This window comes from Enterobacter sp. 3U4, from assembly GCF_057224565.1.
The window spans coordinates 4546212-4572022 of sequence record NZ_CP136665.1 but is presented as its reverse complement, the minus strand read 5'-3'; the positions used below and the strand labels follow the sequence as shown (position 1 = coordinate 4572022).

47 protein-coding genes are annotated in these 25811 nt (G+C 50.6%); 3 read left to right on the top strand and 44 right to left on the bottom strand.

The window, feature by feature from the left end; genetic code table 11:
* Window positions 1-136 precede the first annotated feature (136 nt).
* Window positions 137-547, top strand: coding sequence for a large-conductance mechanosensitive channel protein MscL (mscL, locus tag RVY89_RS21785; RefSeq protein ID WP_023309449.1), 411 nt, complete (start codon window positions 137-139; stop codon window positions 545-547).
* On the opposite strand, the gene RVY89_RS21780 is transcribed toward mscL, so the two are convergent.
* From RVY89_RS21780 to rpsJ, 31 genes are all read right to left on the bottom strand, one after another.
* The gene (locus RVY89_RS21780) at window positions 548-763 is read right to left on the bottom strand and encodes an alternative ribosome-rescue factor A (protein WP_371899871.1); all 216 of its coding nucleotides are present in this window, start codon (window positions 761-763) and stop codon (window positions 548-550) included.
* A gap of 57 nt (window positions 764-820) precedes the next feature.
* Window positions 821-1246 carry a Zn(2+)-responsive transcriptional regulator gene (zntR, locus tag RVY89_RS21775; protein WP_029740638.1) on the bottom strand — a complete coding sequence of 142 codons (426 nt, stop codon included), beginning with the start codon at window positions 1244-1246 and terminating at the stop codon, window positions 821-823.
* Window positions 1247-1248: 2 nt separating this feature from the next.
* Entirely contained in the window at window positions 1249-1617 is a 369-nt protein-coding gene (locus RVY89_RS21770; protein ID WP_484826423.1) for a DnaJ family domain-containing protein, read from the bottom strand.
* 107 nt (window positions 1618-1724) lie between these two features.
* On the bottom strand, window positions 1725-2108 hold the full coding sequence (gene rplQ, locus RVY89_RS21765) for a 50S ribosomal protein L17 (protein WP_001216368.1): 384 nt from the start codon (window positions 2106-2108) through the stop codon (window positions 1725-1727).
* 40 nt (window positions 2109-2148) lie between these two features.
* The gene (locus tag RVY89_RS21760) at window positions 2149-3138 is read right to left on the bottom strand and encodes a DNA-directed RNA polymerase subunit alpha (protein ID WP_002919219.1); all 990 of its coding nucleotides are present in this window, start codon (window positions 3136-3138) and stop codon (window positions 2149-2151) included.
* A gap of 25 nt (window positions 3139-3163) precedes the next feature.
* Complete coding sequence (gene rpsD / locus RVY89_RS21755) at window positions 3164-3784, bottom strand: 30S ribosomal protein S4 (RefSeq protein WP_004868345.1); 621 nt, start codon at window positions 3782-3784, stop codon at window positions 3164-3166.
* A 33-nt stretch (window positions 3785-3817) separates the two neighbouring features.
* A complete protein-coding gene (gene rpsK / locus RVY89_RS21750) occupies window positions 3818-4207 on the bottom strand; it encodes a 30S ribosomal protein S11 (RefSeq protein WP_003863312.1) in 390 nt (129 codons plus the stop codon).
* Between the two features lie 16 nt (window positions 4208-4223).
* On the bottom strand, window positions 4224-4580 hold the full coding sequence (gene rpsM / locus RVY89_RS21745; RefSeq protein ID WP_003863308.1) for a 30S ribosomal protein S13: 357 nt from the start codon (window positions 4578-4580) through the stop codon (window positions 4224-4226).
* Window positions 4581-4726: 146 nt separating this feature from the next.
* Window positions 4727-4843 (bottom strand): 50S ribosomal protein L36, encoded by a 117-nt coding sequence (gene rpmJ, locus RVY89_RS21740; RefSeq protein ID WP_000868187.1) that lies wholly within the window; start codon window positions 4841-4843, stop codon window positions 4727-4729.
* A 31-nt stretch (window positions 4844-4874) separates the two neighbouring features.
* Entirely contained in the window at window positions 4875-6206 is a 1332-nt protein-coding gene (gene secY / locus RVY89_RS21735; RefSeq protein WP_003863305.1) for a preprotein translocase subunit SecY, read from the bottom strand.
* A gap of 7 nt (window positions 6207-6213) precedes the next feature.
* Window positions 6214-6648, bottom strand: a complete 435-nt coding sequence (rplO, locus tag RVY89_RS21730; protein WP_003863304.1) for a 50S ribosomal protein L15 — start codon at window positions 6646-6648, stop codon at window positions 6214-6216.
* A gap of 3 nt (window positions 6649-6651) precedes the next feature.
* Complete coding sequence (gene rpmD / locus RVY89_RS21725; RefSeq protein ID WP_003863301.1) at window positions 6652-6831, bottom strand: 50S ribosomal protein L30; 180 nt, start codon at window positions 6829-6831, stop codon at window positions 6652-6654.
* Between the two features lie 6 nt (window positions 6832-6837).
* Window positions 6838-7338 (bottom strand): 30S ribosomal protein S5, encoded by a 501-nt coding sequence (rpsE, locus tag RVY89_RS21720; protein WP_003863299.1) that lies wholly within the window; start codon window positions 7336-7338, stop codon window positions 6838-6840.
* 14 nt (window positions 7339-7352) lie between these two features.
* Complete coding sequence (rplR, locus tag RVY89_RS21715; protein ID WP_003863297.1) at window positions 7353-7706, bottom strand: 50S ribosomal protein L18; 354 nt, start codon at window positions 7704-7706, stop codon at window positions 7353-7355.
* Between the two features lie 9 nt (window positions 7707-7715).
* Entirely contained in the window at window positions 7716-8249 is a 534-nt protein-coding gene (gene rplF, locus RVY89_RS21710; protein ID WP_003863296.1) for a 50S ribosomal protein L6, read from the bottom strand.
* A 12-nt stretch (window positions 8250-8261) separates the two neighbouring features.
* Entirely contained in the window at window positions 8262-8654 is a 393-nt protein-coding gene (gene rpsH / locus RVY89_RS21705) for a 30S ribosomal protein S8 (protein WP_006178918.1), read from the bottom strand.
* A gap of 30 nt (window positions 8655-8684) precedes the next feature.
* Window positions 8685-8990 (bottom strand): 30S ribosomal protein S14, encoded by a 306-nt coding sequence (rpsN, locus tag RVY89_RS21700; RefSeq protein ID WP_003863291.1) that lies wholly within the window; start codon window positions 8988-8990, stop codon window positions 8685-8687.
* A gap of 14 nt (window positions 8991-9004) precedes the next feature.
* The gene (gene rplE / locus RVY89_RS21695; RefSeq protein ID WP_001096206.1) at window positions 9005-9544 is read right to left on the bottom strand and encodes a 50S ribosomal protein L5; all 540 of its coding nucleotides are present in this window, start codon (window positions 9542-9544) and stop codon (window positions 9005-9007) included.
* 14 nt (window positions 9545-9558) lie between these two features.
* Entirely contained in the window at window positions 9559-9873 is a 315-nt protein-coding gene (gene rplX / locus RVY89_RS21690; RefSeq protein WP_003863287.1) for a 50S ribosomal protein L24, read from the bottom strand.
* 10 nt (window positions 9874-9883) lie between these two features.
* Window positions 9884-10255, bottom strand: coding sequence for a 50S ribosomal protein L14 (rplN, locus tag RVY89_RS21685; protein ID WP_002919748.1), 372 nt, complete (start codon window positions 10253-10255; stop codon window positions 9884-9886).
* Window positions 10256-10421: 166 nt separating this feature from the next.
* Window positions 10422-10676 (bottom strand): 30S ribosomal protein S17, encoded by a 255-nt coding sequence (gene rpsQ, locus RVY89_RS21680; protein ID WP_008503489.1) that lies wholly within the window; start codon window positions 10674-10676, stop codon window positions 10422-10424.
* Window positions 10676-10867 (bottom strand): 50S ribosomal protein L29, encoded by a 192-nt coding sequence (gene rpmC, locus RVY89_RS21675; protein ID WP_003863282.1) that lies wholly within the window; start codon window positions 10865-10867, stop codon window positions 10676-10678. The genes rpsQ and rpmC overlap by 1 nt, the downstream gene beginning before the upstream one ends.
* Entirely contained in the window at window positions 10867-11277 is a 411-nt protein-coding gene (rplP, locus tag RVY89_RS21670) for a 50S ribosomal protein L16 (protein ID WP_002919759.1), read from the bottom strand. The genes rpmC and rplP overlap by 1 nt, the downstream gene beginning before the upstream one ends.
* Before the next feature lie 12 nt (window positions 11278-11289).
* Window positions 11290-11991, bottom strand: a complete 702-nt coding sequence (gene rpsC / locus RVY89_RS21665; RefSeq protein WP_000529945.1) for a 30S ribosomal protein S3 — start codon at window positions 11989-11991, stop codon at window positions 11290-11292.
* 17 nt (window positions 11992-12008) lie between these two features.
* Window positions 12009-12341: a 50S ribosomal protein L22 gene (gene rplV, locus RVY89_RS21660; RefSeq protein WP_002919773.1), complete on the bottom strand. Its 333-nt coding sequence runs from the start codon at window positions 12339-12341 to the stop codon at window positions 12009-12011.
* Window positions 12342-12355: 14 nt separating this feature from the next.
* Window positions 12356-12634 carry a 30S ribosomal protein S19 gene (gene rpsS / locus RVY89_RS21655; RefSeq protein WP_001138115.1) on the bottom strand — a complete coding sequence of 93 codons (279 nt, stop codon included), beginning with the start codon at window positions 12632-12634 and terminating at the stop codon, window positions 12356-12358.
* 16 nt (window positions 12635-12650) lie between these two features.
* On the bottom strand, window positions 12651-13472 hold the full coding sequence (gene rplB, locus RVY89_RS21650; protein ID WP_000301859.1) for a 50S ribosomal protein L2: 822 nt from the start codon (window positions 13470-13472) through the stop codon (window positions 12651-12653).
* A 17-nt stretch (window positions 13473-13489) separates the two neighbouring features.
* Window positions 13490-13792 carry a 50S ribosomal protein L23 gene (rplW, locus tag RVY89_RS21645; RefSeq protein WP_000617546.1) on the bottom strand — a complete coding sequence of 101 codons (303 nt, stop codon included), beginning with the start codon at window positions 13790-13792 and terminating at the stop codon, window positions 13490-13492.
* Entirely contained in the window at window positions 13789-14394 is a 606-nt protein-coding gene (gene rplD / locus RVY89_RS21640; protein WP_000424395.1) for a 50S ribosomal protein L4, read from the bottom strand. Before rplD ends, rplW begins: the two co-directional genes overlap by 4 nt.
* Window positions 14395-14404: 10 nt before the next feature.
* Complete coding sequence (gene rplC, locus RVY89_RS21635) at window positions 14405-15034, bottom strand: 50S ribosomal protein L3 (protein ID WP_006178923.1); 630 nt, start codon at window positions 15032-15034, stop codon at window positions 14405-14407.
* A 32-nt stretch (window positions 15035-15066) separates the two neighbouring features.
* Window positions 15067-15378: a 30S ribosomal protein S10 gene (gene rpsJ / locus RVY89_RS21630; RefSeq protein WP_001181005.1), complete on the bottom strand. Its 312-nt coding sequence runs from the start codon at window positions 15376-15378 to the stop codon at window positions 15067-15069.
* 380 nt (window positions 15379-15758) lie between these two features.
* On the opposite strand from rpsJ, the gene RVY89_RS21625 reads away from it, so the two are divergent.
* Window positions 15759-16232 carry a prepilin peptidase gene (locus RVY89_RS21625; protein ID WP_484826422.1) on the top strand — a complete coding sequence of 158 codons (474 nt, stop codon included), beginning with the start codon at window positions 15759-15761 and terminating at the stop codon, window positions 16230-16232.
* On the opposite strand, the gene bfr is transcribed toward RVY89_RS21625, so the two are convergent.
* From bfr to fkpA, 11 genes are all read right to left on the bottom strand, one after another.
* Entirely contained in the window at window positions 16216-16692 is a 477-nt protein-coding gene (gene bfr, locus RVY89_RS21620; protein ID WP_484826421.1) for a bacterioferritin, read from the bottom strand. The genes RVY89_RS21625 and bfr overlap by 17 nt on opposite strands.
* A 72-nt stretch (window positions 16693-16764) precedes the next feature.
* Window positions 16765-16959 (bottom strand): bacterioferritin-associated ferredoxin, encoded by a 195-nt coding sequence (gene bfd, locus RVY89_RS21615; RefSeq protein WP_003863268.1) that lies wholly within the window; start codon window positions 16957-16959, stop codon window positions 16765-16767.
* 179 nt (window positions 16960-17138) lie between these two features.
* The gene (gene tuf, locus RVY89_RS21610) at window positions 17139-18323 is read right to left on the bottom strand and encodes an elongation factor Tu (RefSeq protein WP_023309456.1); all 1185 of its coding nucleotides are present in this window, start codon (window positions 18321-18323) and stop codon (window positions 17139-17141) included.
* Between the two features lie 69 nt (window positions 18324-18392).
* On the bottom strand, window positions 18393-20507 hold the full coding sequence (fusA, locus tag RVY89_RS21605; RefSeq protein WP_033146789.1) for an elongation factor G: 2115 nt from the start codon (window positions 20505-20507) through the stop codon (window positions 18393-18395).
* A 96-nt stretch (window positions 20508-20603) separates the two neighbouring features.
* Window positions 20604-21074, bottom strand: a complete 471-nt coding sequence (rpsG, locus tag RVY89_RS21600) for a 30S ribosomal protein S7 (protein WP_004106370.1) — start codon at window positions 21072-21074, stop codon at window positions 20604-20606.
* Between the two features lie 96 nt (window positions 21075-21170).
* Complete coding sequence (gene rpsL / locus RVY89_RS21595) at window positions 21171-21545, bottom strand: 30S ribosomal protein S12 (RefSeq protein ID WP_000246815.1); 375 nt, start codon at window positions 21543-21545, stop codon at window positions 21171-21173.
* Window positions 21546-21669: 124 nt separating this feature from the next.
* Window positions 21670-21957, bottom strand: a complete 288-nt coding sequence (gene tusB / locus RVY89_RS21590) for a sulfurtransferase complex subunit TusB (protein WP_024907951.1) — start codon at window positions 21955-21957, stop codon at window positions 21670-21672.
* Window positions 21958-21964: 7 nt separating this feature from the next.
* The gene (tusC, locus tag RVY89_RS21585; protein ID WP_047652862.1) at window positions 21965-22324 is read right to left on the bottom strand and encodes a sulfurtransferase complex subunit TusC; all 360 of its coding nucleotides are present in this window, start codon (window positions 22322-22324) and stop codon (window positions 21965-21967) included.
* On the bottom strand, window positions 22324-22710 hold the full coding sequence (gene tusD / locus RVY89_RS21580) for a sulfurtransferase complex subunit TusD (RefSeq protein ID WP_033146792.1): 387 nt from the start codon (window positions 22708-22710) through the stop codon (window positions 22324-22326). Before tusD ends, tusC begins: the two co-directional genes overlap by 1 nt.
* A complete protein-coding gene (locus tag RVY89_RS21575) occupies window positions 22710-23432 on the bottom strand; it encodes a helix-turn-helix transcriptional regulator (protein ID WP_003861697.1) in 723 nt (240 codons plus the stop codon). The genes tusD and RVY89_RS21575 overlap by 1 nt, the downstream gene beginning before the upstream one ends.
* A gap of 166 nt (window positions 23433-23598) precedes the next feature.
* A complete protein-coding gene (fkpA, locus tag RVY89_RS21570) occupies window positions 23599-24417 on the bottom strand; it encodes an FKBP-type peptidyl-prolyl cis-trans isomerase (RefSeq protein WP_023309460.1) in 819 nt (272 codons plus the stop codon).
* 238 nt (window positions 24418-24655) lie between these two features.
* Here fkpA and RVY89_RS21565 point away from each other — a divergent pair, with 238 nt between their 5' ends.
* Complete coding sequence (locus RVY89_RS21565; RefSeq protein WP_008503009.1) at window positions 24656-24874, top strand: protein SlyX; 219 nt, start codon at window positions 24656-24658, stop codon at window positions 24872-24874.
* 51 nt (window positions 24875-24925) lie between these two features.
* On the opposite strand, the gene slyD is transcribed toward RVY89_RS21565, so the two are convergent.
* Together slyD and RVY89_RS21555 are read right to left on the bottom strand one after the other, a co-directional pair.
* Window positions 24926-25516, bottom strand: a complete 591-nt coding sequence (gene slyD, locus RVY89_RS21560) for a peptidylprolyl isomerase (protein ID WP_014833521.1) — start codon at window positions 25514-25516, stop codon at window positions 24926-24928.
* Between the two features lie 94 nt (window positions 25517-25610).
* A complete protein-coding gene (locus tag RVY89_RS21555; RefSeq protein WP_010436300.1) occupies window positions 25611-25811 on the bottom strand; it encodes a YheV family putative zinc ribbon protein in 201 nt (66 codons plus the stop codon).

The window sequence follows — 25811 nt, the reverse complement described above, 5'->3', positions numbered from 1 at the left end:
GCCTGAAAAAGTGCACCCGCCCTTTATCCTTTTCATTTCTGTGCCTTTTATTTTTCATAACGTTTAATTATCCCGAATGGCAATTAGCTAATCATTTGTTAAACTTATAGTCGTCAGCTGGCACAAGGAGAACAAAATGAGTTTTATTAAAGAATTTCGCGAATTTGCGATGCGCGGAAACGTGGTGGATTTGGCAGTGGGTGTCATTATTGGTGCGGCATTCGGCAAGATTGTTTCATCATTAGTGGCCGACATTATCATGCCACCTTTAGGGTTGCTAATCGGGGGCATTGATTTCAAACAATTCGCTTTCACGCTGCGTGAAGCACAAGGCGATGTTCCGGCAGTCGTGATGCACTACGGCGTATTTATTCAGAACGTATTTGATTTTGTGATTGTCGCGTTTGCCATTTTTATGGCTATCAAGCTGATCAACAGGCTCAACCGTAAAAAAGAAGAGCCGGCTGCAGCACCTGCACCAACGAAAGAAGAAGTGCTGCTGAGTGAGATCCGCGATCTGTTAAAAGAGCAGAATAACCGCGTTTAATCAAAAGATTAAAGCAGGAAGGCCAGTGGTAAATAAGCGATTCGCTTGCTTGCCACTGGCCTCCCAGTTACCCCGTTTTTCATGTTTGTCTTTACGCAAATAACTTCCTTTCCCTTTTTTATTCTTCTCAACTCGCTGCCTGAATAACGGGTCGTGAAGTAACGCCTCAATGGCATTGTCTTTTATCTGTCCTTTCGTGTGCTGATAGCGGCTCATAAATTCTCCTGAGCATGGATTATGACGACGGGAGTCTAGACCCGGCAGAACTAAAAATCAACAGCCCTGTGTTTCTCCACTCGCTCCCTGTTCAAGAGCTTCGAGAATTGAACAGTAAATGCTGCTGTGGGCCGTACCGCAGCAGGCATCATTCAGCCTTTGCAGAGAGCGCTGCATGGTTTGCAGTTCCTGTATACGCGCTTCAACTTCATCCAGCCGGGCCTGCACTATACTTTTAGATTCCTGGCAGGTGTGATGTTCCGGATCGATGCGGATCGATAATAACTCGCGGATCGAGTCTAATGTGAAGCCGAGCTGACGCGCATAACGAATAAACCGCAGGCGCTGCAGATCGTTATCGGTATAAAGACGAAAGCCTCCTTCAGTCCGAACTTCATGATCGATCATCTGCTGCTTTTCGTAATATCGGATGGTATCCGGCGTGACGTTCGCGAGCTTCGCAAGTTCACCAATACGGTACATAACTACTCCTCGTTTATTTTCCGCAACAAGCTTTCACCGTATTTACCGTGCAGAAAGTCAGTGTTCATTCCTGCCTGGCGCAGCTTGAGTTCAAGCAGGGTGAGGCGGCGGCTAAGTTCAGAATGTCGCGGATCGTCATGGCGGATCCCATTGAGAAGATCGGCCAGTTCAACAGCCTCTCTGCGCTGTTCGAGCTCCGGAGGGAGGCAGCCCGCGTTTTTCAGTAAACGGTATCCAGCCCGTAGTTCAGGCGCGATGTGCGAATCATCGTCAAGCACAAGGGGTTCGCCGCTACCCGGAAGATCGTCGAATTCGCCTTTTTTTTGGGCATCGCGAATATGGCGTTCTGCCCACTGGTCAAGCAACCACATTACCAGCTCCAGGGGATGAACAGAATTGATACAGACATTGTAGAGAAGTGGGGATATCGCGGATATAAAAAAACCCGCCGGAGCGGGTTTTTTTACGTTACTGCAGATTACTCTGCAGCAGCTTCTGCTTTCTCTGAACGATCAACCAGCTCGATGTAAGCCATCGGCGCGTTGTCGCCTGCACGGAAACCACACTTCAGAATGCGAGTGTAACCACCGGCACGGCTCGCGAAACGCGGGCCCAGTTCGTTAAACAGTTTTGCCACGATCTCGTTATCACGAGTACGGGCGAATGCCAGACGACGATTAGCAACGCTGTCAGTCTTGGCAAGAGTAATCAGCGGCTCAACTACGCGACGCAGCTCTTTCGCTTTAGGCAGGGTCGTCTTGATGATCTCATGACGAACCAGTGAACCTGCCATGTTGCGGAACATAGCCTGGCGATGGCTGCTGTTGCGGTTCAGTTGACGACCACTCTTACGATGGCGCATGACCTTATCCTTCTCAGTAAAACCTTAACCTGTGATCCGGTTACTCGTCAGCAATGCTTGCTGGTGGCCAGTTTTCCAGGCGCATGCCCAGAGACAGACCACGTGAAGCCAGCACGTCTTTAATCTCAGTAAGAGATTTTTTACCCAGGTTCGGCGTTTTCAGCAACTCAACCTCGGTACGCTGTACCAGATCACCGATATAGTGGATAGCTTCTGCCTTGAGGCAGTTAGCAGAGCGGACAGTCAATTCGAGATCGTCAACAGGGCGCAGCAGGATCGGATCGAATTCTGGTTTCTCTTCTTTCACTTCCGGCTGACGTACATCACGTAAGTCAACGAAAGCTTCCAGTTGTTCTGCCAGGATGGTCGCCGCACGACGAATCGCCTCTTCAGGATCGATTGTGCCATTGGTTTCCATTTCGATGACCAGCTTGTCCAGGTCGGTACGCTGTTCTACACGCGCTGCTTCAACATTGTAGGCAATACGCTCTACAGGGCTGTAGCATGCGTCGACCAGCAGACGGCCGATTGGGCGCTCATCTTCTTCCGAATGAATTCGGGCAGAAGCCGGCACATAACCACGACCGCGCTGAACTTTGATACGCATGCTAATAGCTGCGTTCTCATCGGTCAGGTGGCAGATCACGTGCTGCGGCTTGACGATTTCAACATCACCGTCGTGGGTGATGTCGGCTGCAGTCACAGGGCCAATGCCAGATTTATTCAGAGTAAGAATAACTTCATCTTTACCCTGAACTCTCACCGCCAGCCCTTTCAGGTTGAGCAGGATTTCAAGGATATCTTCCTGAACGCCTTCTTTGGTGCTGTACTCATGAAGTACACCATCAATCTCAACCTCGGTCACCGCGCAACCCGGCATCGATGAGAGCAGAATACGGCGCAGTGCGTTACCCAGAGTATGGCCAAAGCCACGCTCTAAAGGCTCAAGGGTCACCTTGGCGTGCGTCGAACTCACTTGCTCGATATCTACCAGGCGCGGTTTTAGAAACTCTGTCACAGAACCCTGCATTGTGTCCTCTCTTTGGTACTAAGCTTTACTTGGAGTAAAGCTCGACGATCAGGTGTTCGTTAATGTCCGCAGACAGATCAGAACGTTCTGGCTGACGCTTGAACGTACCTTCCATCTTGCCAGCATCAACTTCCAGCCAGGTTGGCTTTTCACGCTGCTCAGCCAGCTCCAGAGCGGCCTTCACGCGAGATTGCTTTTTCGCTTTCTCACGAATGCTAACAACGTCATTCGCTTTAACCTGATAAGAAGCGATGTTAACAACACGACCGTTTACCATGATTGCTTTGTGGCTAACCAGCTGACGTGATTCAGCACGAGTAGCGCCGAAGCCCATACGGTATACAACGTTGTCCAGACGACCTTCCAGCAGAGCCAGCAGGTTTTCACCTGTGTTGCCTTTCAGACGTGCTGCTTCTTTATAGTAGTTACGGAACTGACGCTCCAGCACACCGTACATACGGCGAACTTTTTGCTTTTCACGCAACTGCACACCATAGTCAGACAGACGCGGTTTACGCGCACCGTGCTGGCCAGGAGCTTGTTCAATTTTACACTTGGTATCGATCGCGCGAACGCCAGACTTAAGGAATAAGTCGGTGCCCTCACGACGGCTCAGCTTGAGCTTAGGACCCAAATATCTTGCCATTTTCTATCTCCAACTAACCTAAAAAACGGAGCGTTATACGCGACGTTTTTTAGGCGGACGACAACCGTTATGAGGGATCGGAGTCACATCAGTAATATTCGTGATGCGGAAACCAGCGGCGTTCAGAGCGCGAACAGTAGATTCACGACCCGGACCCGGACCTTTAACCATAACTTCCAGATTCTTGATGCCGTATTCTTTTACGGCTTCTGCGCAACGCTCTGCTGCAACCTGAGCTGCGAACGGAGTGGATTTGCGAGAACCACGGAAACCGGAACCACCGGCTGTTGCCCAACCCAATGCGTTACCCTGACGATCAGTAATAGTAACGATGGTGTTGTTGAAAGAAGCATGGATATGAGCCACGCCGTCAGAGACTTGTTTTCTTACACGTTTACGTGCACGAACTGGTGCCTTTGCCATTATTCAATCACCCCGATTATTTCTTGATCGGTTTGCGCGGACCCTTACGGGTACGTGCGTTGGTCTTAGTACGCTGACCGCGCACTGGCAGACCACGACGATGACGCAAACCGCGATAGCAACCAAGATCCATCAGGCGCTTGATGCTCATGCTGATTTCACGGCGCAGATCACCTTCAACGACAAATTTGGCAACTTCGTCACGCAGCGTGTCGATTTGTTCTTCAGACAGCTCACTGATCTTAACATCTTCAGCGATACCCGCTGCAGCCAGAATGGCTTTAGAACGGGTCTTGCCGACGCCGTAGATCGAAGTTAATGCGATCACAGCATGTTTCTGATCAGGAATGTTAATGCCTGCTATACGGGCCACTATGCACTCCTACTATTTAATATGTACGCACCATGCTGAAAAGCCCGTTTTCAGGATACTCAAATGGAAACGTACAGACATACAAAAGATTGGCTGGCTAATCTAGCCAGCTCAACCCAACTTTGCAAGAAAAATATGCGAAATAATCAGCCTTGGCGCTGTTTATGCTTCGGCTCGGCACTGCAAATCACACGGATGACACCATCACGCTTAACGATTTTGCAGTTACGGCATAATTTCTTGACGGAAGCACGAACTTTCATTTTTACTCTCCGTAACTTCTCAGGCGACCATTTAGCGGCCGTAGCCTTTCAGGTTCGCCTTCTTCAATGCAGACTCATACTGACTGGACATCATCAGAGTTTGCACTTGAGCCATAAAGTCCATAATCACGACAACAACGATAAGCAGTGAGGTCCCACCGAAGTAGAACGGTACTTTCATTGCATCACGCATGAACTCCGGGATCAGGCAGATAAAAGTAATATAGAGCGCACCAACCAAAGTCAGGCGGGTCATTACTTTATCGATATACTTCGCCGTTTGCTCTCCCGGACGAATTCCTGGTACAAATGCACCGGACTTCTTCAGGTTATCTGCTGTTTCACGCGGGTTGAAGACCAACGCCGTGTAGAAGAAACAGAAGAAGATGATCGCAGACGCATAGAGTAACACATAAAGTGGTTGCCCAGGCTGCAAATACAGCGAAATTGTTGTCAGCCAGTTCCAACCAGTACCGCCCCCGAACCATGACGCGATGGTTGCCGGGAACAGAATAATACTGGAAGCGAAGATAGCCGGGATAACCCCCGCCATGTTCACTTTCAGCGGTAAATGTGTGCTCTGTGCAGCATAGACACGACGACCCTGCTGACGTTTCGCGTAGTTCACCACAATGCGGCGTTGACCACGTTCAACGAAGACAACAAAGAACGTCACTGCAAATACTAATACTGCAACCAACAGCAACAGGAGGAAGTGCAGGTCGCCTTGACGCGCTTGCTCGATAGTATGGGCGATGGCTGGCGGGAGGCCCGCAACAATACCGGCGAAGATAATGATTGAGATACCGTTACCGATACCACGCTCAGTAATCTGTTCGCCGAGCCACATCAGGAACATTGTCCCTGTGACCAGACTTACAACAGCGGTGAAGTAGAATGCAAAGCCCGGGTTTAACACCAGGCCCTGCATACCAGGCATATTCGGCAGACCGGTAGCAATACCGATCGACTGGAATATTGCCAGCACCAGAGTACCGTAACGGGTGTACTGACTAATCTTACGACGTCCAGACTCCCCTTCTTTCTTCAACTCTGCCAGGGCCGGATGAACGACCGTCAGCAGCTGGATAATAATAGATGCCGAAATGTACGGCATAATACCCAATGCGAAGATAGAAGCACGGCTGAGAGCACCACCAGAGAACATGTTGAACATTTCAATGATGGTGCCTCGCTGTTGCTCAAGCAGTTTGGCAAGTACAGCGGCATCGATACCAGGGATCGGAATAAAAGAGCCAATACGGAACACAATCAGCGCGCCGATAACAAACAGCAGTCTGCGTTTCAGCTCGCCAAATCCACCTTTGGCACTTTGAAAATCTAATCCCGGTTGCTTAGCCATCTGCTACTTATTCCTCAATTTTACCGCCAGCAGCTTCGATAGCAGCACGAGCACCTTTAGTAACACGCAGGCCACGAACAGTTACCGGAGTAGAAACTTCACCAGCCAGGATCACTTTCGCGAACTCGATCTGGATACCGATAATGTTTGCTGCTTTCAGCGTGTTCAGGTCTACAACGCCGCCTTCAACTTTCGCCAGGTCAGACAGACGGATTTCCGCTGTGATCGCTGCTTTGCGAGAGGTGAAGCCGAACTTCGGCAGACGACGGTACAGTGGCATCTGGCCACCCTCGAAACCGCGACGTACGCCACCGCCAGAACGAGAGTTCTGACCTTTGTGACCACGACCACCGGTTTTGCCGAGGCCAGAACCGATACCACGACCCAGGCGTTTACCCGCCTTTTTAGAGCCTTCGGCCGGAGACAGAGTATTTAAACGCATCTCTTACTCCTCAACTTTAACCATGAAGTAAACCGCGTTGACCATACCACGAACAGCAGGAGTATCCTCGCGCTCAACGGTATGACCAATACGACGCAGACCCAGGCCAAGCAGCGTTGCCTTGTGTTTCGGCAGACGACCGATTGCACTGCGGGTTTGAGTGATTTTAATAGTCTTTGCCATGGTCAATTACCCCAGAATTTCTTCAACGGATTTACCACGCTTGGCAGCGACCATTTCTGGAGAATTCATATTTTCCAGGCCATCAATAGTTGCACGAACCACGTTGATCGGGTTGGTGGAACCATATGCTTTGGCCAGAACGTTATGAACCCCAGCAACTTCCAGAACGGCGCGCATTGCACCACCGGCGATGATACCGGTACCTTCTGAAGCTGGCTGCATGAATACACGAGAACCCGTGTGAACACCTTTAACTGGGTGCTGCAGGGTGCCGTTGTTCAGCGCGACGTTAATCATATTGCGACGGGCTTTTTCCATCGCTTTCTGGATCGCTGCTGGAACTTCACGCGCTTTACCGTAACCAAAACCAACGCGACCGTTACCATCGCCTACTACAGTCAGAGCTGTGAAGGAGAAAATACGACCACCTTTAACGGTTTTAGATACGCGGTTTACCGCGATCAGCTTTTCCTGCAGTTCGCCAGCCTGTTTTTCGATGTGAGCCATCTTACACCTCTACCTTAGAACTGAAGGCCAGCTTCACGGGCAGCATCTGCCAGTGCCTGGACACGACCATGATATTGGAACCCGGAACGGTCAAAGGAAACATTGCTGATGCCTTTTTCCAGAGCGCGTTCAGCAACAGCTTTACCTACAGCTGCAGCGGCGTCTTTGTTACCGGTGTACTTCAATTGTTCTGAGATAGCTTTTTCTACAGTAGAAGCAGCTACCAGAACTTCAGAACCGTTCGGTGCAATTACCTGTGCGTAAATATGACGCGGGGTACGATGTACCACCAGGCGAGTTGCACCCAGCTCTTTGAGCTTGCGGCGTGCGCGGGTCGCACGACGGATACGAGCAGATTTCTTATCCATAGTGTTACCTTACTTCTTCTTAGCCTCTTTGGTACGCACGACTTCGTCGGCGTAACGAACACCCTTGCCTTTGTAAGGCTCAGGACGACGGTAGGCGCGCAGATCTGCTGCAACCTGACCGATCAGCTGTTTATCAGCGCCTTTCAGCACGATTTCAGTTTGAGTCGGACATTCTGCAGTGATACCGGCCGGCAGCGGATGCTCAACAGGGTGTGAGAAGCCCAGAGACAGGCCTACTGCATTCCCTTTGATAGCTGCACGATAACCTACACCAACCAGCTGAAGCTTTTTAGTGAAGCCTTCGGTAACACCAACAACCATTGAGTTCAGCAGGGCACGCGCGGTACCAGCCTGAGCCCATCCATCCACGAAACCATCACGTGGACCGAAGGTCAGAGCGTTATCTGCATGTTTAACTTCAACAGCTTTGTTGAGGGTACGAGTCAGCTCGCCGTTTTTACCTTTGATCGTAATAACCTGACCGTCGATTTTTACATCAACGCCGGCAGGAATAACGACCGGTGCTTTAGCAACACGAGACATTCTTTCCTCCGATTAGGCTACGTAGCAGATAATTTCGCCACCAAGACCAGCCTGGCGCGCTGCACGATCAGTCATAACACCTTTAGAGGTAGAAACAACTGCGATACCAAGACCAGCCATAACTTTTGGCAGCTCATCTTTTTTCTTATAGATGCGCAGGCCTGGGCGGCTGACACGCTGAATGCTTTCTACAACAGCTTTACCCTGGAAATACTTGAGAGTAAGTTCCAGTTCCGGCTTGGTGTCGCCTTCAACTTTAAAATCTTCGATAAAACCTTCTTCCTTCAGCACGTTGGCAATTGCCACTTTCAGCTTGGCGGAAGGCATGGTGACCGCAACTTTGTTCGCGGCCTGACCGTTACGGATACGGGTCAGCATATCCGCGATCGGATCTTGCATGCTCATCTGTCTTTACTCCCGTGATTCAATTGGTAATTACCAGCTAGCCTTTTTCAAGCCTGGCACTTCACCGCGCATAGCGGCTTCACGCAGTTTGATACGGCTCAACCCAAACTTGCCCACATAACCATGTGGACGACCTGTTTGACGACAGCGGTTACGCTGACGAGACGGGCTGGAATCACGCGGCAGAGACTGCAGCTTGAGAACCGCATTCCAACGATCTTCGTCGGAAGCGTTCACATCAGAAATGATCGCTTTCAGTTCAGCGCGTTTAGCGAAGAATTTATCAGCTAAAGCTACGCGCTTTACTTCGCGTGCTTTCATTGATTGCTTAGCCATTCAGTAACCCTACCTTACTTGCGGAACGGGAAGTCAAAGGCAGCCAGCAGAGCACGGCCTTCTTCGTCAGATTTCGCAGTAGTGGTAATGGTAATATCCAAACCACGCACGCGGTCGACTTTATCGTAGTCGATTTCTGGGAAGATGATCTGCTCACGGACACCCATGCTGTAGTTACCACGACCGTCGAAAGACTTAGCGGACAAGCCACGGAAGTCACGGATACGTGGAACAGCAATAGTGATCAGGCGCTCAAAGAACTCCCACATGCGTTCGCCACGCAGAGTTACTTTACAGCCGATCGGATAGCCCTGACGGATTTTGAAGCCTGCAACAGATTTGCGTGCTTTGGTGATCAGCGGTTTTTGACCGGAGATTGCTGTCAGGTCAGCTGCTGCGTTATCCAGCAGTTTCTTGTCAGCGATCGCTTCACCAACACCCATGTTCAGGGTGATCTTCTCGACCCGAGGGACTTGCATGACAGAATTGTAGTTAAACTCAGTCATGAGTTTGTTAACTACTTCGTCTTTGTAGTAATCATGCAGTTTCGCCATCGTACTACTCCAAATTACTTGATAGTTTCGCTGTTAGACTTGAAGAAACGGACTTTTTTGCCGTCTTCGAATCTAAAGCCTACACGGTCAGCCTTGCCGGTAGCCGCATTGAAGATTGCAACGTTAGAAACCTGAATAGCAGCTTCTTTTTCAACGATGCCACCTGGTTGGTTCAGGGCCGGAACCGGCTTCTGATGTTTCTTAACCAGGTTGATACCTTCAACGACAAGTTTGCCGGAAGACAGAACATTTTTTACTTTACCGCGTTTACCTTTATCTTTACCGGTTAACACGATAACTTCGTCATCACGACGGATTTTCGCTGCCATGATTCGCTCCTTAGAGTACTTCTGGTGCCAGAGAGATAATTTTCATGAACTTCTCAGTACGAAGTTCACGAGTTACCGGCCCAAAGATACGCGTGCCGATAGGCTGCTCGCTGTTATTGTTTAAAATAACGCATGCATTACCATCGAAGCGAATGACAGAACCGTCAGGGCGACGAACACCCTTCTTGGTGCGCACCACTACCGCCTTCAGCACATCACCTTTTTTGACCTTACCACGTGGAATTGCTTCCTTGATGGTGATCTTGATGATGTCGCCTACGCCTGCGTAGCGACGGTGCGAGCCACCCAGAACCTTGATACACATTACGCGACGTGCACCGGAGTTGTCGGCGACGTTCAGCATAGTCTGTTCTTGGATCATTTTAGTGCTCCGCTAATGTCAACTACTACCTGAGACTCTAAAATCAGAGCCGTTAAAAAGCCCCATATCGAGGGCGCGGCATTATAACACCGCTTCTGCAATATGGGTAGAAAAAATAAACGGCTCATCGCTGAGCCGTTTATTCGTATTGAGAAGGCGTACTGTATTACAGAACCGCTTTCTCTACAACGCGAACCAGCGTCCAGGACTTAGTCTTGGACAGTGGACGGCATTCACGGATTTCAACCTTGTCGCCGATACCACATTCGTTGTTCTCGTCATGTACGTGCAGTTTGGTCGTACGCTTGATGAATTTACCGTAGATCGGGTGTTTCACAATACGTTCGATAGCTACAACAATGGATTTCTCCATTTTGTCGCTAACAACACGACCTTGCAGAGTACGGATTTTATCGGTCATTACGCACCCGCCTTCTGAGTCAGTAAAGTCTTAACGCGTGCAACATTGCGACGCACTTGCTTCAGCAGGTGAGTCTGTTGCAGCTGGCCACTTGCAGCCTGCATACGCAGGTTGAACTGCTCACGCAGCAGGTTCAGCAGCTCAGCGTTCAGCTCTTCAACGCTTTTTTCACGCAGCTCTTTTGCTTTCATTACATCACCGTCTTAGTTACAAAGGTGGTTTTGATAGGCAGTTTCGCTGCTGCCAGGCCGAAGGCTTCACGGGCCAGCTCTTCCGGAACACCGTCCATTTCATACAGGACTTTGCCCGGTTGGATCAAGGCAACCCAGTACTCCACGTTACCTTTACCTTTACCCATACGAACTTCCAGCGGCTTCTCGGTGATCGGTTTGTCCGGGAATACACGGATCCAGATCTTACCTTGACGCTTAACTGCACGGGTCATTGCACGACGTGCTGCTTCGATCTGACGTGCAGTCAGACGACCACGGCCAACAGCTTTCAGACCGAAAGTGCCGAAGCTAACATCCGTACCCTGCGCCAGACCACGGTTGCGGCCTTTGTGCACTTTACGGAATTTTGTACGCTTTGGTTGTAACATCAGCGACGCTCCTTATTTACGGCCTTTACGCTGCTGCTTTTTAGGTTGAGCAGCCGGTTTTTCCGGTTGTTCAACAGCAGCCATACCACCCAGGATCTCACCTTTGAAGATCCATACCTTAACGCCGATTACACCGTAAGTGGTGTGCGCTTCAGAGGTGTTGTAGTCGATGTCAGCACGCAGAGTGTGCAGCGGTACGCGACCTTCACGGTACCATTCGGTACGTGCGATTTCCGCGCCGCCCAGACGGCCGCTAACTTCAACTTTGATACCTTTAGCGCCCAGACGCATTGCGTTCTGTACAGCACGCTTCATAGCACGACGGAACATAACACGACGTTCCAGCTGTGAAGTGATGCTGTCAGCAACCAATTTAGCGTCCAGTTCAGGCTTACGAACTTCAGCGATATTGATCTGTGCAGGAACGCCAGCGATATCCGCTACGACCTTGCGCAGTTTTTCTACGTCTTCGCCTTTCTTACCGATAACGATGCCAGGACGAGCAGTGTGAATAGTCACACGGATGCTCTTCGCTGGACGCTCGATAACGATACGAGATACAGACGCTTTAGCCAGTTCCTTAGTCAGGTACTGACGTACTTTAAAATCGCTGTCCAGGTTGTCAGCGAATTCTTTGGTGTTCGCAAACCAGGTAGAGTTCCATGGTTTTACAATACCCAGGCGAATACCATTAGGATGTACTTTCTGACCCATTGCTAGTCTCCAGAGTCTCAGCGATCGGACACAACCACAGTAATGTGGCTGGTGCGCTTCAGGATGCGATCTGCACGACCTTTCGCACGCGGCATAATGCGCTTCATGCTTGGGCCTTCATCTACGAAAATTTTCGCGACTTTCAGATCGTCGATGTCAGCGCCATCGTTGTGTTCAGCGTTAGCAATGGCAGATTCCAGTACTTTCTTGACCAATACCGCAGCTTTCTTGTTGGTATAGGTCAGGATGTCCAGGGCCTGCGACACTTTCTTACCGCGAATCAGGTCAGCAACAAGGCGAACCTTCTGAGCAGAAGAACGAGCATGGCGATGTTGAGCTAAAGTTTCCATCTCTTCCTCCTACCTTATTTCTTCTTCGCTTTTTTATCAGCAGCGTGGCCGCGATAAGTACGAGTCGGTGCGAATTCACCCAGTTTGTGACCGACCATTTCGTCGGAAACAAATACTGGAACGTGCTGACGACCATTATGGACAGCGATGGTCAAACCGATCATGTTAGGAAAGATCGTTGAACGACGGGACCAAGTGCGCAGGGGCTTCTTGTCTCCGCTTTCCACCGCTTTCTCTACCTTCTTCAGCAAGTGCAGGTCAATAAAAGGACCTTTCTTGAGAGAACGTGGCATGGCTTATCCTCTAAAATTATTTGCTACGGCGACGTACGATAAATTTATCAGTACGCTTGTTGCTGCGGGTCTTCTTACCTTTGGTCTGAACGCCCCACGGAGTTACCGGGTGCTTACCAAAGTTACGACCTTCACCACCACCATGTGGGTGGTCGACTGGGTTCATCGCAGTACCGCGAACGGTAGGACGAACACCACGCCAGCGTGCAGCACCTGCTTTACCCAGAACGCGCAGCATATGCTCAGCATTGCCAACTTCGCCCAGAGTAGCGCGGCAGTCTGCTTCGACTTTACGCATTTCACCAGAACGCAGACGCAGGGTGACATAAGCACCATCACGAGCAACGATCTGAACGTAAGTACCAGCGGAACGTGCCAGCTGACCGCCTTTACCTGGTTTCATTTCTACGTTATGAACGGTAGAACCAACCGGGATATTGCGCATCGGCAGGGTGTTGCCTGCTTTGATTGCAGCATCAACGCCAGACTGAATCTGGTCGCCAGCTTTCAGGCCTTTAGGGGCCAGGATGTAACGGCGTTCGCCGTCTTTGTACAGAACCAGCGCGATGTTCGCGGAACGGTTCGGATCGTACTCAAGACGTTCAACAACTGCTGGGATACCGTCTTTGTTGCGTTTGAAGTCAACAATACGATAAGCCTGCTTGTGGCCACCACCGATGTGACGAGTGGTGATACGGCCATTGTTGTTACGACCACCGGATTTGCTGTTTTTTTCCAGCAACGGAGCAAAAGGTTTGCCCTTGTGCAGCTCAGGGTTAACCACTTTAACTACGTGGCGACGACCCGGAGATGTCGGTTTACATTTAACAACTGCCATTGTATTACTCCTCCGACTTACTCAGCGCCGCCAACGAAGTCCAGATTCTGGCCTTCTTTCAGGGTGACGTAAGCTTTTTTCCAGTCGCTACGACGACCGATACGCTGTCCGTGACGTTTAACTTTCCCTTTAACTACCAGGGTGTTAACGACTTCGACTTCGACTTCAAACAGTTTCTGCACAGCAGCTTTGATCTCTGCTTTGGTCGCGTCTTTAGCAACTTTGAGAACGATGGTGTTTGTTTTTTCCATCGCAGTAGACGCTTTTTCAGAAACGTGCGGTGCGCGAAGCACCTTCAGCAGACGTTCTTCACGAATCATGCCAGCATCTCCTCAACTTGCTTAACAGCATCAGCAGTCATTACGACTTTGTCGAAGGCGATCAGGCTAACCGGGTCGATACCAGTCGCATCGCGTACGTCAACCTTGTGCAGGTTACGTGCGGCCAGGAACAGGTTCTCGTCCAGCTCACCGGTGATGATCAGCACATCTTCCAGAGCCATGTCTTTCAGTTTCTGTGCCAGCAGCTTAGTTTTAGGCGCTTCAACAGAGAACTTCTCGACAACGATCAGACGATCCTGACGTACCAGTTCGGACAGGATGCTTTTCAGCGCGCCGCGGTACATCTTTTTGTTAACTTTTTGACTGTGGTCCTGTGGACGCGCAGCGAAGGTCACGCCACCTGAACGCCAGATCGGGCTCTTGATAGAACCTGAACGCGCACGGCCGGTACCTTTCTGGCGCCATGGCTTTTTGCCAGAACCAGTTACTTCAGCACGAGTCTTCTGAGCACGAGTACCCTGACGAGCACCAGCTGCATAAGCAACAACAACCTGGTGAACCAGCGCTTCGTTGAAATCACGACCGAAGGTAGTTTCGGAAACAGTCAGCGCGCTCTGCGCGTCTTTCAATACTAATTCCATTGCTATCCCCTTACGCCTTCACAGCTGGTTTAACGATCAGGTCGCTACCGGTTGCACCCGGAACTGCACCTTTAACCAGCAGCAGGTTGCGCTCAGCGTCAACACGTACTACGTCCAGGCTCTGAACGGTTACACGTTCGTTGCCCAGCTGACCTGCCATTTTCTTGCCTTTGAACACTTTGCCCGGAGTCTGGTTCTGACCGATAGAACCCGGAACGCGGTGAGACAAGGAGTTACCGTGGGTAGCGTCCTGGGTACGGAAGTTCCAGCGCTTAACGGTACCAGCAAAACCTTTACCTTTAGAGGTACCGGTTACGTCAACTTTTTTAACGTCAGCAAACAGCTCAACGCTAATGTCCTGACCTACGGTGAACTCTTCGCCTTCAGCAAGACGGAATTCCCACAGACCACGGCCAGCTTCTACGCCAGCTTTAGCGAAGTGACCCGCTTCTGGTTTGGTTACACGGTTAGCTTTTTTAGCACCAGTGGTCACCTGAACAGCGCGGTAGCCATCGTTAGCCAGATCTTTAACCTGGGTAACGCGGTTTGCTTCAACTTCGATTACGGTTACTGGGATTGAAACGCCATCTTCAGTGAAGATGCGGGTCATGCCCACTTTTTTACCGACTAAACCAATCATTGTATCAACCTCTCAATCGCTCGATGACCTGATTAACCCAGGCTGATCTGCACGTCTACACCGGCAGCCAGATCCAGACGCATCAGAGCATCAACGGTTTTCTCAGTTGGCTCAACGATGTCAACCAGACGCTTGTGAGTGCGGATTTCGTACTGATCACGCGCGTCTTTGTTGACGTGCGGGGAGATCAGAACGGTGAAGCGCTCTTTGCGGGTCGGCAGCGGGATCGGACCACGGACTTGCGCACCAGTGCGCTTAGCAGTCTCGACGATTTCCGCGGTTGATTGATCGATCAGACGATGATCAAACGCTTTAAGGCGGATACGGATTCTTTGGTTCTGCATGAGACCAGAGCTCCAATTATTTTATAAACGAAAATGATTACTCCTCAAACCCATTACGATTGATGGGAGAGTGTAACCGTTCTTACGTAGCTCCCCAATTGGGAGCATTGTTGAGTAACAAAATGAGCTACTCTGGTTCTGATTGAACCCGCCGTCAATTACGACAAGCCCGCGCATTATACGTAAATCTGGGCAAGACGCAAGTGCCGTTTAGAAATTAAGCGCCAGAGGCGCAGTATGCGTAAGGCAGCGCAACTTTTTACGCAATCTATCCCTTCCCAATGCTTTATCTGGAGCCCCTACGCAATTGTCGTTTTTGTAGATTGCCGGTCAGGCCGATTATCACGAGTATGCGCTCAAACACTTTTGAGGCCTTATCCATGTTAATCACCCTTCCCTTCTTGCTGGTCTATGTTTCGCTGACTGCCTTTCTTGTCCGCGCAGATATTCGCTACGGACTGCTCCCCGATAAATTTCTCTGCCCGCTGTTATGGGCGGGACTGCTCTTTCAGGTCTGTATCCAACCTGATTTTCTGCCGAGTGCGGTGGTGGGTGCGATGGCTGGATATGTCGGTTTTGCCGCTATTTACTGGGGATATCGGTTTATCTGCCGGCGTGAAGGGATGGGATATGGCGATGTAAAATACCTGTCGGCGCTTGGTGCGTGGCATGGCTGGTGCATGCTGCCTGCGCTGGCGTTACTCGCGGCGCTGATGGCGCTTCTTTGCATTCTTGTTTTTTCGTTAATCCGTCCTGATGAGGAGACAATAAAAAACCCGCTGCCTTTTGGGCCATTTCTGGCAGCAGCGGGTTTATGTGTAGGCTGGAAGACGTTGCTTATTCTTCCACTTTGATCTGTGACTGAAGATAGTTTTGCAGGCCGATTTTAGCAATGAGATCCAGCTCTGTTTCCAGCCAGTCAATATGCCCTTCTTCATCGGCCAGGATCTGGATCATCATATCGCGGCTGACGTAGTCATGTACGCTGTCAGCATAGGCAATGGCTTCACGGAGATCTTTAGCGCCTTCAAGTTCCAGCCTGAGGTCGGAACACAGCATCTCTTCGACATCTTCTCCGATACCCAGCTTGCCGAGATCCTGCAGGTTTGGAATGCCTTCAAGAAATAAAATACGCTCGATATATTTATCAGCGTGCTTCATCTCGTCTATAGATTCATGGTACTCAACGTCGTTTAAACGTTTGAGTCCCCAGTTTTTGAACATTCTCGCGTGAAGAAAATACTGGTTGATTGCGACAAGCTCATTTCCCAATAATTTATTGAGATAACTTATGATTTTAACATCACCTTTCATTATATAGTCCCTCCGCTTCCACTCATTGAAGCGTAGATCGGGCTACAGGGATGTCAAAAAAAAGATGGGCGCTTACGCGATCTCTTTGAATTCCGGGATCTGCATCAGTTCGTCCTGCATGATCTCTCGCGCAGCACGTACACATTTACCGCATTGATTTCCCACCGGAACAAATTTGCGAAGCTGCTGGAATGACTGGGGCTGAAACTGGCGAACGGCCTGACGTATTTTTTTGTCGCTTACACCATTACATAAACAAACGTACATAGAAACTCCCGTTCAAATTATGCGCAAAGTGTAAGTGAGAATGGTTATGATTACAATAGCACAATCGCCAGAATGCGGGGCGGGAGCAGGCAAAAAATGCGAAATTTTGTGACAGTGCCTGAACATCAGAAAACAAGAAAGGACGCCGAAGCGTCCTTTTTTAATTCGGGGATAATTAATTAGCCCAGAACTTTAGCAACAACGCCCGCGCCAACGGTACGGCCGCCTTCACGGATTGCGAAACGCAGACCGTCGTCCATCGCGATTGGGTGGATCAGAGTCACAACCATCTTGATGTTGTCGCCTGGCATTACCATCTCAACGCCTTCTGGCAGTTCGATGGTACCGGTCACGTCAGTTGTACGGAAGTAGAACTGTGGACGGTAGCCTTTGAAGAACGGAGTATGACGGCCGCCTTCGTCTTTGGACAGGATGTACACTTCAGATTCGAACTTGGTGTGTGGCTTGATAGAGCCTGGCTTCGCCAGTACCTGACCACGTTCGATTTCTTCACGTTTGATACCACGCAGCAGAACACCAACGTTCTCACCAGCACGGCCTTCGTCCAGCAGTTTGCGGAACATTTCAACGCCAGTACAGGTAGACTTAGCAGTCTCTTTGATACCAACGATTTCAACTTCTTCGCCAACTTTGATGATACCGCGCTCTACACGACCGGTAACAACGGTACCACGACCGGAGATGGAGAATACGTCTTCGATTGGCAGCAGGAATGGCTTGTCAATCGCACGCTCTGGTTCTGGGATGTAAGAATCCAGGAAGCCAGCCAGTTCGATGATTTTCGCTTCCCACTCTGCGTCGCCTTCCAGCGCTTTCAGAGCAGAACCACGAACGATTGGGGTATCGTCGCCTGGGAAATCGTACTGAGACAGCAGTTCACGAACTTCCATCTCTACCAGTTCCAGCAGCTCTTCGTCATCAACCATGTCGCATTTGTTCAGGAACACGATGATGAAAGGAACGCCTACCTGACGACCCAGCAGGATGTGCTCACGAGTCTGAGGCATTGGGCCGTCAGTCGCAGCAACAACCAGGATCGCGCCGTCCATCTGCGCAGCACCGGTGATCATGTTTTTAACATAGTCGGCGTGGCCTGGGCAGTCTACGTGTGCGTAGTGGCGAGTCGGGGTGTCATATTCAACGTGAGAGGTGTTGATGGTGATACCACGAGCTTTTTCTTCTGGTGCGTTATCGATCTGGTCGAATGCACGAGCAGAACCACCGTAGGTTTTTGCCAGAACGGTAGTGATTGCAGCAGTCAGGGTAGTTTTACCATGGTCAACGTGGCCGATAGTACCAACGTTGACGTGCGGTTTTGTACGTTCAAATTTTTCTTTAGACACGGCTATATTCCTTACTATAGTGCTCTCCCCTGTGGAGAGAGCACGGGACTTAGGTTTTAATCCTGTGGATTACTTACCACGGGCTTCAATAACGGCCTGAGCAACGTTGTTAGGCGCATCATCATACTTCAGGAATTCCATGGTGTATGATGCACGACCTTTGGTCAGAGAACGCAGCTGAGTTGCATATCCGAACATTTCAGACAGCGGAACTTCAGCGTGGATCTTAACGCCAGTTACTTCGGATTCCTGACCACGCAGCATACCGCGACGACGGCTCAAGTCACCGATAACGTCACCGGTGTTCTCTTCAGGAGTTTCTACTTCAACCTTCATGATTGGCTCAAGCAGAACTGGTTTTGCTTTCTTAAAGCCTTCTTTAAAGGCAATAGACGCAGCCAGTTTAAACGCCAGTTCAGAGGAGTCAACGTCGTGGTAAGAACCGAAGTGCAGACGAACACCCATGTCAACAACCGGATAGCCAGCCAGAGGGCCCGCTTTCAGCTGTTCCTGGATGCCTTTATCAACGGCTGGGATGTATTCGCCAGGAATTACACCACCTTTGATGTCGTTGATGAACTCGTAACCTTTCGGGTTAGAGCCCGGCTCCAGTGGGTACATGTCGATCACAACGTGACCGTACTGACCGCGACCACCAGACTGCTTAGCGTGTTTACCTTCAACATCGGTAACTTTCGCGCGAATCGCTTCGCGGTAAGCAACCTGAGGTTTACCCACGTTCGCTTCAACGTTGAATTCACGCTTCATACGGTCAACGATGATGTCCAGGTGCAGTTCACCCATACCAGCGATGATGGTCTGGTTAGATTCTTCATCAGTCCATACGCGGAATGATGGGTCTTCTTTCGCCAGACGGCCCAGAGCCAGACCCATTTTTTCCTGGTCAGCTTTGGTTTTTGGTTCAACTGCGATGGAGATTACCGGCTCAGGGAATTCCATACGCTCCAGAATGATCGGGTGATCCGGGTCACACAGGGTGTCACCAGTGGTCACGTCTTTCAGACCGATAGCTGCAGCGATGTCGCCCGCACGAACTTCTTTGATCTCTTCACGTTTGTTAGCGTGCATCTGTACGATACGGCCAAAACGTTCACGCGCCGCTTTCACGGAGTTCAGGATGGTGTCACCGGAGTTAACCACACCAGAGTAAACGCGGAAGAAGGTCAGGTTACCCACGAATGGGTCGGTAGCAATTTTGAACGCCAGTGCAGAGAATGGCTCTTCGTCGCTTGCGTGACGCTCAGCCGGGGTATCTTTACCGTCGTCCAGGATGCCGTTGATCGCAGGAACGTCAACCGGGGATGGCAGGTAGTCAACTACCGCATCCAGCATCGCCTGAACACCTTTGTTCTTGAACGCAGAACCACAGGTTACCAGGATGATTTCGTTGTTCAGAACGCGCTGACGCAGAGCTTTTTTGATCTCTTCTTCAGTCAGTTCTTCACCACCCAGGTATTTCTCCATCAGCTCTTCAGAAGCTTCAGCAGCGGATTCGATCAGGTTCTGGTGCCATTCGTCAGCCAGATCCTGCATTGCAGCTGGGATATCTTCGTATTCGAAGGTAACGCCCTGGTCTGCATCGTTCCAGTTGATGGCTTTCATTTTCACCAGGTCGATAACGCCGGTGAAGCCTTCTTCAGCACCAATTGCCAGCTGCAGCGGAACAGGGTTCGCGCCCAGACGGGTTTTGATCTGACCAACAACTTTCAGGAAGTTAGCACCCATACGGTCCATTTTGTTAACGAACGCGATGCGTGGAACTTTATATTTGTTCGCCTGACGCCATACGGTTTCAGACTGTGGCTGAACACCACCAACTGCGCAATAAACCATTACCGCGCCGTCAAGAACACGCATGGAACGTTCTACTTCGATGGTGAAGTCAACGTGCCCTGGGGTGTCGATGATGTTTACGCGATGCGGTTCGTACTGCTTAGCCATACCTGACCAGAATGCAGTAGTCGCTGCGGAGGTGATAGTGATACCACGCTCCTGCTCCTGTTCCATCCAGTCCATGGTGGCTGCGCCGTCATGAACTTCACCGATTTTATGGTTTACACCGGTGTAGAACAGAATACGTTCGGTAGTAGTGGTTTTACCGGCGTCGATGTGCGCACTGATACCGATGTTACGGTAGCGTGCGATGGGTGTTGTACGAGCCATTTGATTCCTCGTTTATATCTTTAGGCGTTCAGTTAAGTTACCCAGAGCGGGCGGCTTCTCTGAAGCGCCCGCCTGGTGACTAATACTCCGAAGGGATTACCAACGGTAGTGTGCGAACGCCTTGTTGGCTTCTGCCATACGGTGAACGTCTTCACGTTTCTTAACTGCAGTACCTTTGTTGTCTGCAGCATCAGAAAGTTCGTTCGCCAGACGCAGAGCCATGGATTTATCACCGCGTTTACGAGCAGCTTCAACGATCCAACGCATTGCCAGGGCATTACGACGAACCGGACGAACTTCAACTGGAACCTGATAAGTAGAACCACCAACGCGGCGGGACTTAACTTCTACAGTTGGGCGAACGTTGTCGAGAGCGACTTCGAAAGCTTCCAGTTCATTTTTACCAGAACGCTGAGCCAGGGTCTCAAGCGCGCTGTATACGATTGCTTCTGCAGTAGATTTTTTACCATCTACCATCAGGATATTTACAAATTTTGCCAGCAGTTCTGATCCGAATTTCGGATCTGGAAGAATTTTACGCTGACCAATGACGCGACGACGTGGCATGGGAATACTCCGTTGTTAATTCAGGATTGTCCAAAACTCAAAGAGTTTAGTGTGACATTAAGATAAATCAGTTTGGCCTTACTTAACGGAGAACCATTAAGCCTTAGGACGCTTCACGCCGTACTTGGAGCGAGCCTGCTTACGGTCTTTAACACCTGAGCAGTCCAGCGCACCACGAACGGTGTGGTAACGAACACCCGGAAGGTCTTTAACACGACCGCCACGGATCAGGATCACGGAGTGCTCCTGCAGGTTGTGACCTTCACCACCGATGTAGGAAGTCACTTCGAAACCGTTAGTCAAACGCACACGGCATACTTTACGCAGTGCGGAGTTTGGTTTTTTAGGAGTGGTGGTATATACACGAGTACATACGCCACGTTTCTGCGGGCAGGCTTCCAGCGCAGGCACGTTGCTTTTCGCAACTTTGCGTGCACGTGGTTTGCGTACCAGCTGGTTAACTGTTGCCATTAAATAGCTCCTGGTTTTAGCTTTTGCTTCGTAAACACGTAATAAAACGACCTCATACAATATGAGGACGCGAAATTTTAGGGCTACGTCGAAAAGGTGTCAAGAAATATACAGCGATCTCAGATCACCAGTTCATTTGACTGGCGTGCGTCACAGTAAGATTGACGAAATCAGTATAGCCAACCACGTCAATTTTGGCTGAAATTTGACCAGAAAGACCCCGCGCATCCAGATCGTCCTTCAGCGCAGAGACTGTTATGGGGGCATTCGTGAGAATTTCAACGAAACGACTGCCTTCCAGTGCAGCAAGCACGCCGTCCTGAATCAGCAGCAGGTCATCGCCTTCGCGCAGCATACTCAGTAACGCGTCGATATCACATTGCCACGGTGAATGGCTCAGAGTATGGAGCATGTCAGCCTCAGAAAGTCAGAACGGTGTCGTAGTGGGAAAGATGTTCGCGCAATGCAGCAGAAGACAGGACTGTCACATCCAGCACGAAAGGCGTTGCCTCGTTTAAACCGCGCGCAGCCAGGGAGTCAGCACAGACATAGAAGGTTTCGATATCGTAAAGCGGTAATACTTTGAACGTCGCGATGTAATCACGCGCCAGAATGGCCTGAGGCTGTTGCCCCGCCAGAAGCTGAAATACGCCGTCGCTCAAAAAGAAGACACCGATATCTTCGGTCAATGCTGAGGTCGCGAGCAGCGCATCCAGCCCTTCTCTACCTGATGCATTGCCGTGCGGTGCGGAGGAAAAAACAAACGCGACACGTTTCATCAAAATTGCACCACTCTGTCGCAGGTTAACGCCGCCTGTGCCAGCGCGCCCAGGCCACTTAACGAAAAACCGGGCTGCAGATTAGAACCCGATAAACCAAGGCGCGCGGCTTCGGTTGCATCGGTCACCCCGCGGCGCAGTGCCGCCGCCACGCAGATGTGCAGTTCTACGCCCTGCTTTTCGTTTAATGCCTGCCAGGCGCGCACCAGATCGAACTCATCGCTCGCCGGCGACGTAAACTGGTTCGCGTTATACACCCCTTCCCGATAGAAGAAGACGCTCGCCAGCTCATGTCCGGCTGCCAGCAGCGCATGCGCAAACTGCAGCGCGCTGCTGGCCTGCTGAGTCCCGTACGCCGGGCCTGTCACCATTAACGCAAAACGCATTACTTGTCTTGTCCCAGGAAATCACCGCTTTTGAACTGGCGAATATAGAGGTAGACCGTGTGCTTGGAGATGTTCAGACGATCGGCCACCTGGTTGATGGCGTCTTTAATATCAAAAATCCCTTTTTCGTAGAGATTGAGCACGATCTGACGATTCTTGGCGTTGTTCGAGACGTTGCGATCGGCATTCACCTCTTCAATCGTAAACTCAAGCGTCTGCGTCACCAGATCTTCAACAGAGGAAGCAAAGTTAACAGAAGAGCCAACATCCGGCGTTTCTGGCGGAATAAAGGTGCTCATGATCTGCGAGAAAGGCACATCAAGGTTCATGTTGATGCACAGCAGCCCAATCACGCGATGCTCGCGGTTTCGAATCGCGATGGTTTCTGACTTCATCAGCACGCCGCTTTTGGCGCGGGTGAAATAGCATTTGGAGACGCTGCTGTCCGCGCCGGTCATGTCATGCAACATACGCAATGCAAGGTCGGTAATTGGCGAACCAATTTTACGGCCAGTATGCTCACCATTCGCAATGCGGATGGCGGAACACTTCAGATCTTGCAGGGAGTGCAATACGATTTCGCAGTGGGAGCCAATGAGCATCGCTAACCCGTCCACTACCGCTTCATAGGATTTCAGAATATCGAAGTCGGTCTGATCGAAAGGACGTTGATCCAGTAAATCAAGTTCACTGGTTTCGTTGGTTAAAAGCGACCTGGACATGAAAAAAACACTCCTTTTCAGGAGCCTGTCGTTAGGTTTTCAGGGCAGGCTCATTATCTACACGGACAACTAAATTAATACAGCGTGCCTAACGCTTTCCAGTGTTAATTATATCTGCCCCACAATAAAAAACCGCCGCCTCAAAGGCGGCGGTTTTTTTTCAGCATTACTTCTTAGCAGCAGCGGCTTTATCGTCAGCCGGCGCGTCTGCTTTGGCATCCGCTTTCGGTGCTGGTTTGATGTCCAGCAGCTCCACGTCAAAGACCAGCGTAGAGTTGGCAGGGATACCCGGAACACCGGTTTTGCCATAGGCCAGATCCGGTGGGATAACCATCTTGATCTTGCCGCCTTTCTTGATGTTTTTCAGACCTTCAGTCCAGCCAGGGATCACACCATCCAGACGGAAGGAGAGCGGCTCACCGCGGGTGTAAGAGTTATCGAACTCTTTACCGTCGATCAGCGTACCTTTGTAGTTCACAACAACGGTGTCGCTGTCTTTAGGCGCATCGCCGGTGCCTTCTTTCTCAACTTTGTACACCAGGCCAGTAGAAGAGGTTTTTACACCCTTCTCTTTAGCAAAGGTATCACGGTAGGCTTTGCCTTTCGCTTCGTTGTCTTTAGCGTCCGCATCCATCTTAGTCTGCGCGGCACCCTTCACGCGCGCTTCGAACGCCTGCAGAGTCTGTTCAATTTCCTGGTCAGACAGCTTGCTCTTATCTGCAAATGCGTCCTGAACGCCCGCGATCAGCTGAGCTTTATCCAGTTTGATGCCCAGCTTCTCTTGTTCTTTCAGAGAGTTTTCCATGTAACGACCCAGAGATGCGCCCAGTGCATAGGCGGATTTCTGGTCGTCATTTTTGAACGCCGCTTTGCTGTCTGCAGTGGCAGCAGGCTTCGCAGCAGTATCAGCAGCGAATGACAGCGGCGCGTTCAGCGCAACAGCCATCGTCGTCGCCAGCAGCGTTACTTTAAACAGTGATTTCATCCATATCTCCAGGGCCTGGGGACTCTCACCCCAGCGTTAAACGTAAATGAGTTACGTACTATAAAACGTTGCGGAAGAAATCTACAGACAGACACTTCCAATTCTCGCCACTTTTCAGACTATTTTTGTTTAAATAAGTTTCCCGCCAGGGGGATGCGGACTGTACTTAAGGATAAACTCAGTTAAACTGCGCCGCCGCAGGGCCATTATGGCGAATCTGAAAAAAACGAGGTGAATGATGAAGGATACAACGATAGAAGCGAGAATGGCTGAGCTGGAAAGCCGCCTGGCTTTTCAGGACATCACCATCGAAGAGCTAAACCAGACCGTGACCGCACATGAGCTCGAAATGGCGAAACTGCGGGATCATATGCGCCTGCTGACGGAAAAGCTGAAGGCCACGCAGCCGTCAAACATTGCCTCTCAGTCAGAAGAGACGCCACCTCCTCATTATTGAGGCGTAAAAAAAGCGGGATTATCCCGCTTTTTTATTTTCCGCATGACGGAATTAGTGGCAACCGCAGCCGCCGTTACCGCAACCACCTTTACCGTGGTCGTGACCATGGTCGTGATCGTGGCCGTGACCACCGCAGCAGCCGTCATGGCCGTGATCGTGGTCATGGTCGTGACCGTGCGCACCGTGAACGTGGCCATGAGCCAGCTCTTCTTCGGTCGCTTCACGGATCGCAACAACTTCTACGTTGAACTTCAGGTTCTGGCCAGCCAGCATGTGGTTGCCGTCAACCACGACGTGGTCATCTTCCACTTCGGTGATTTCAACAGGAACCGGACCCTGGTCAGTTTCAGCCAGGAAGCGCATGCCAACCTGCAGTTCGTCAACGCCCATGAACACGTCTTTAGGAACGCGCTGAACCAGGTTGTCGTCATACTGACCGTAAGCGTCGTTCGCGCCTACAGCAACGTCAAATTTGTCGCCAACTTCATGACCTTCCAGCGCGTTTTCCAGGCCGGAAATCAGGGAACCGTGACCATGCAGGTAGTCAAGCGGCGCACTCACCGGAGACTCATCAACCAACACACCGTCTTCTGTACGTACCTGATAGGCCAGGCTGACCACCAGGTCTTTTGCTACTTTCATGATATCTCCTGAGCGTGGGAAAATTGCTGGCGCAGATTGTAGCGGAAATCTGCACCCGTGTACCCTTTAGCTTAAAAAAACTCAGGGCATATCGCTAGTCCGGATGAAAAATCCCGATAACTTGCTCTTCTTTGCGAACGTGATCGCGGGCCTCTTTGTCGGCCTCACGCATCTGGTGACCGCACTTAACACACTCAACAACATCAATATTATTTTCCCGCCACATCGCCAGGGTATCTTGCGCCTGGCAGGTCGGGCATTTTGCTCCCGCGATAAAGCGTTTACGTACAGCCAT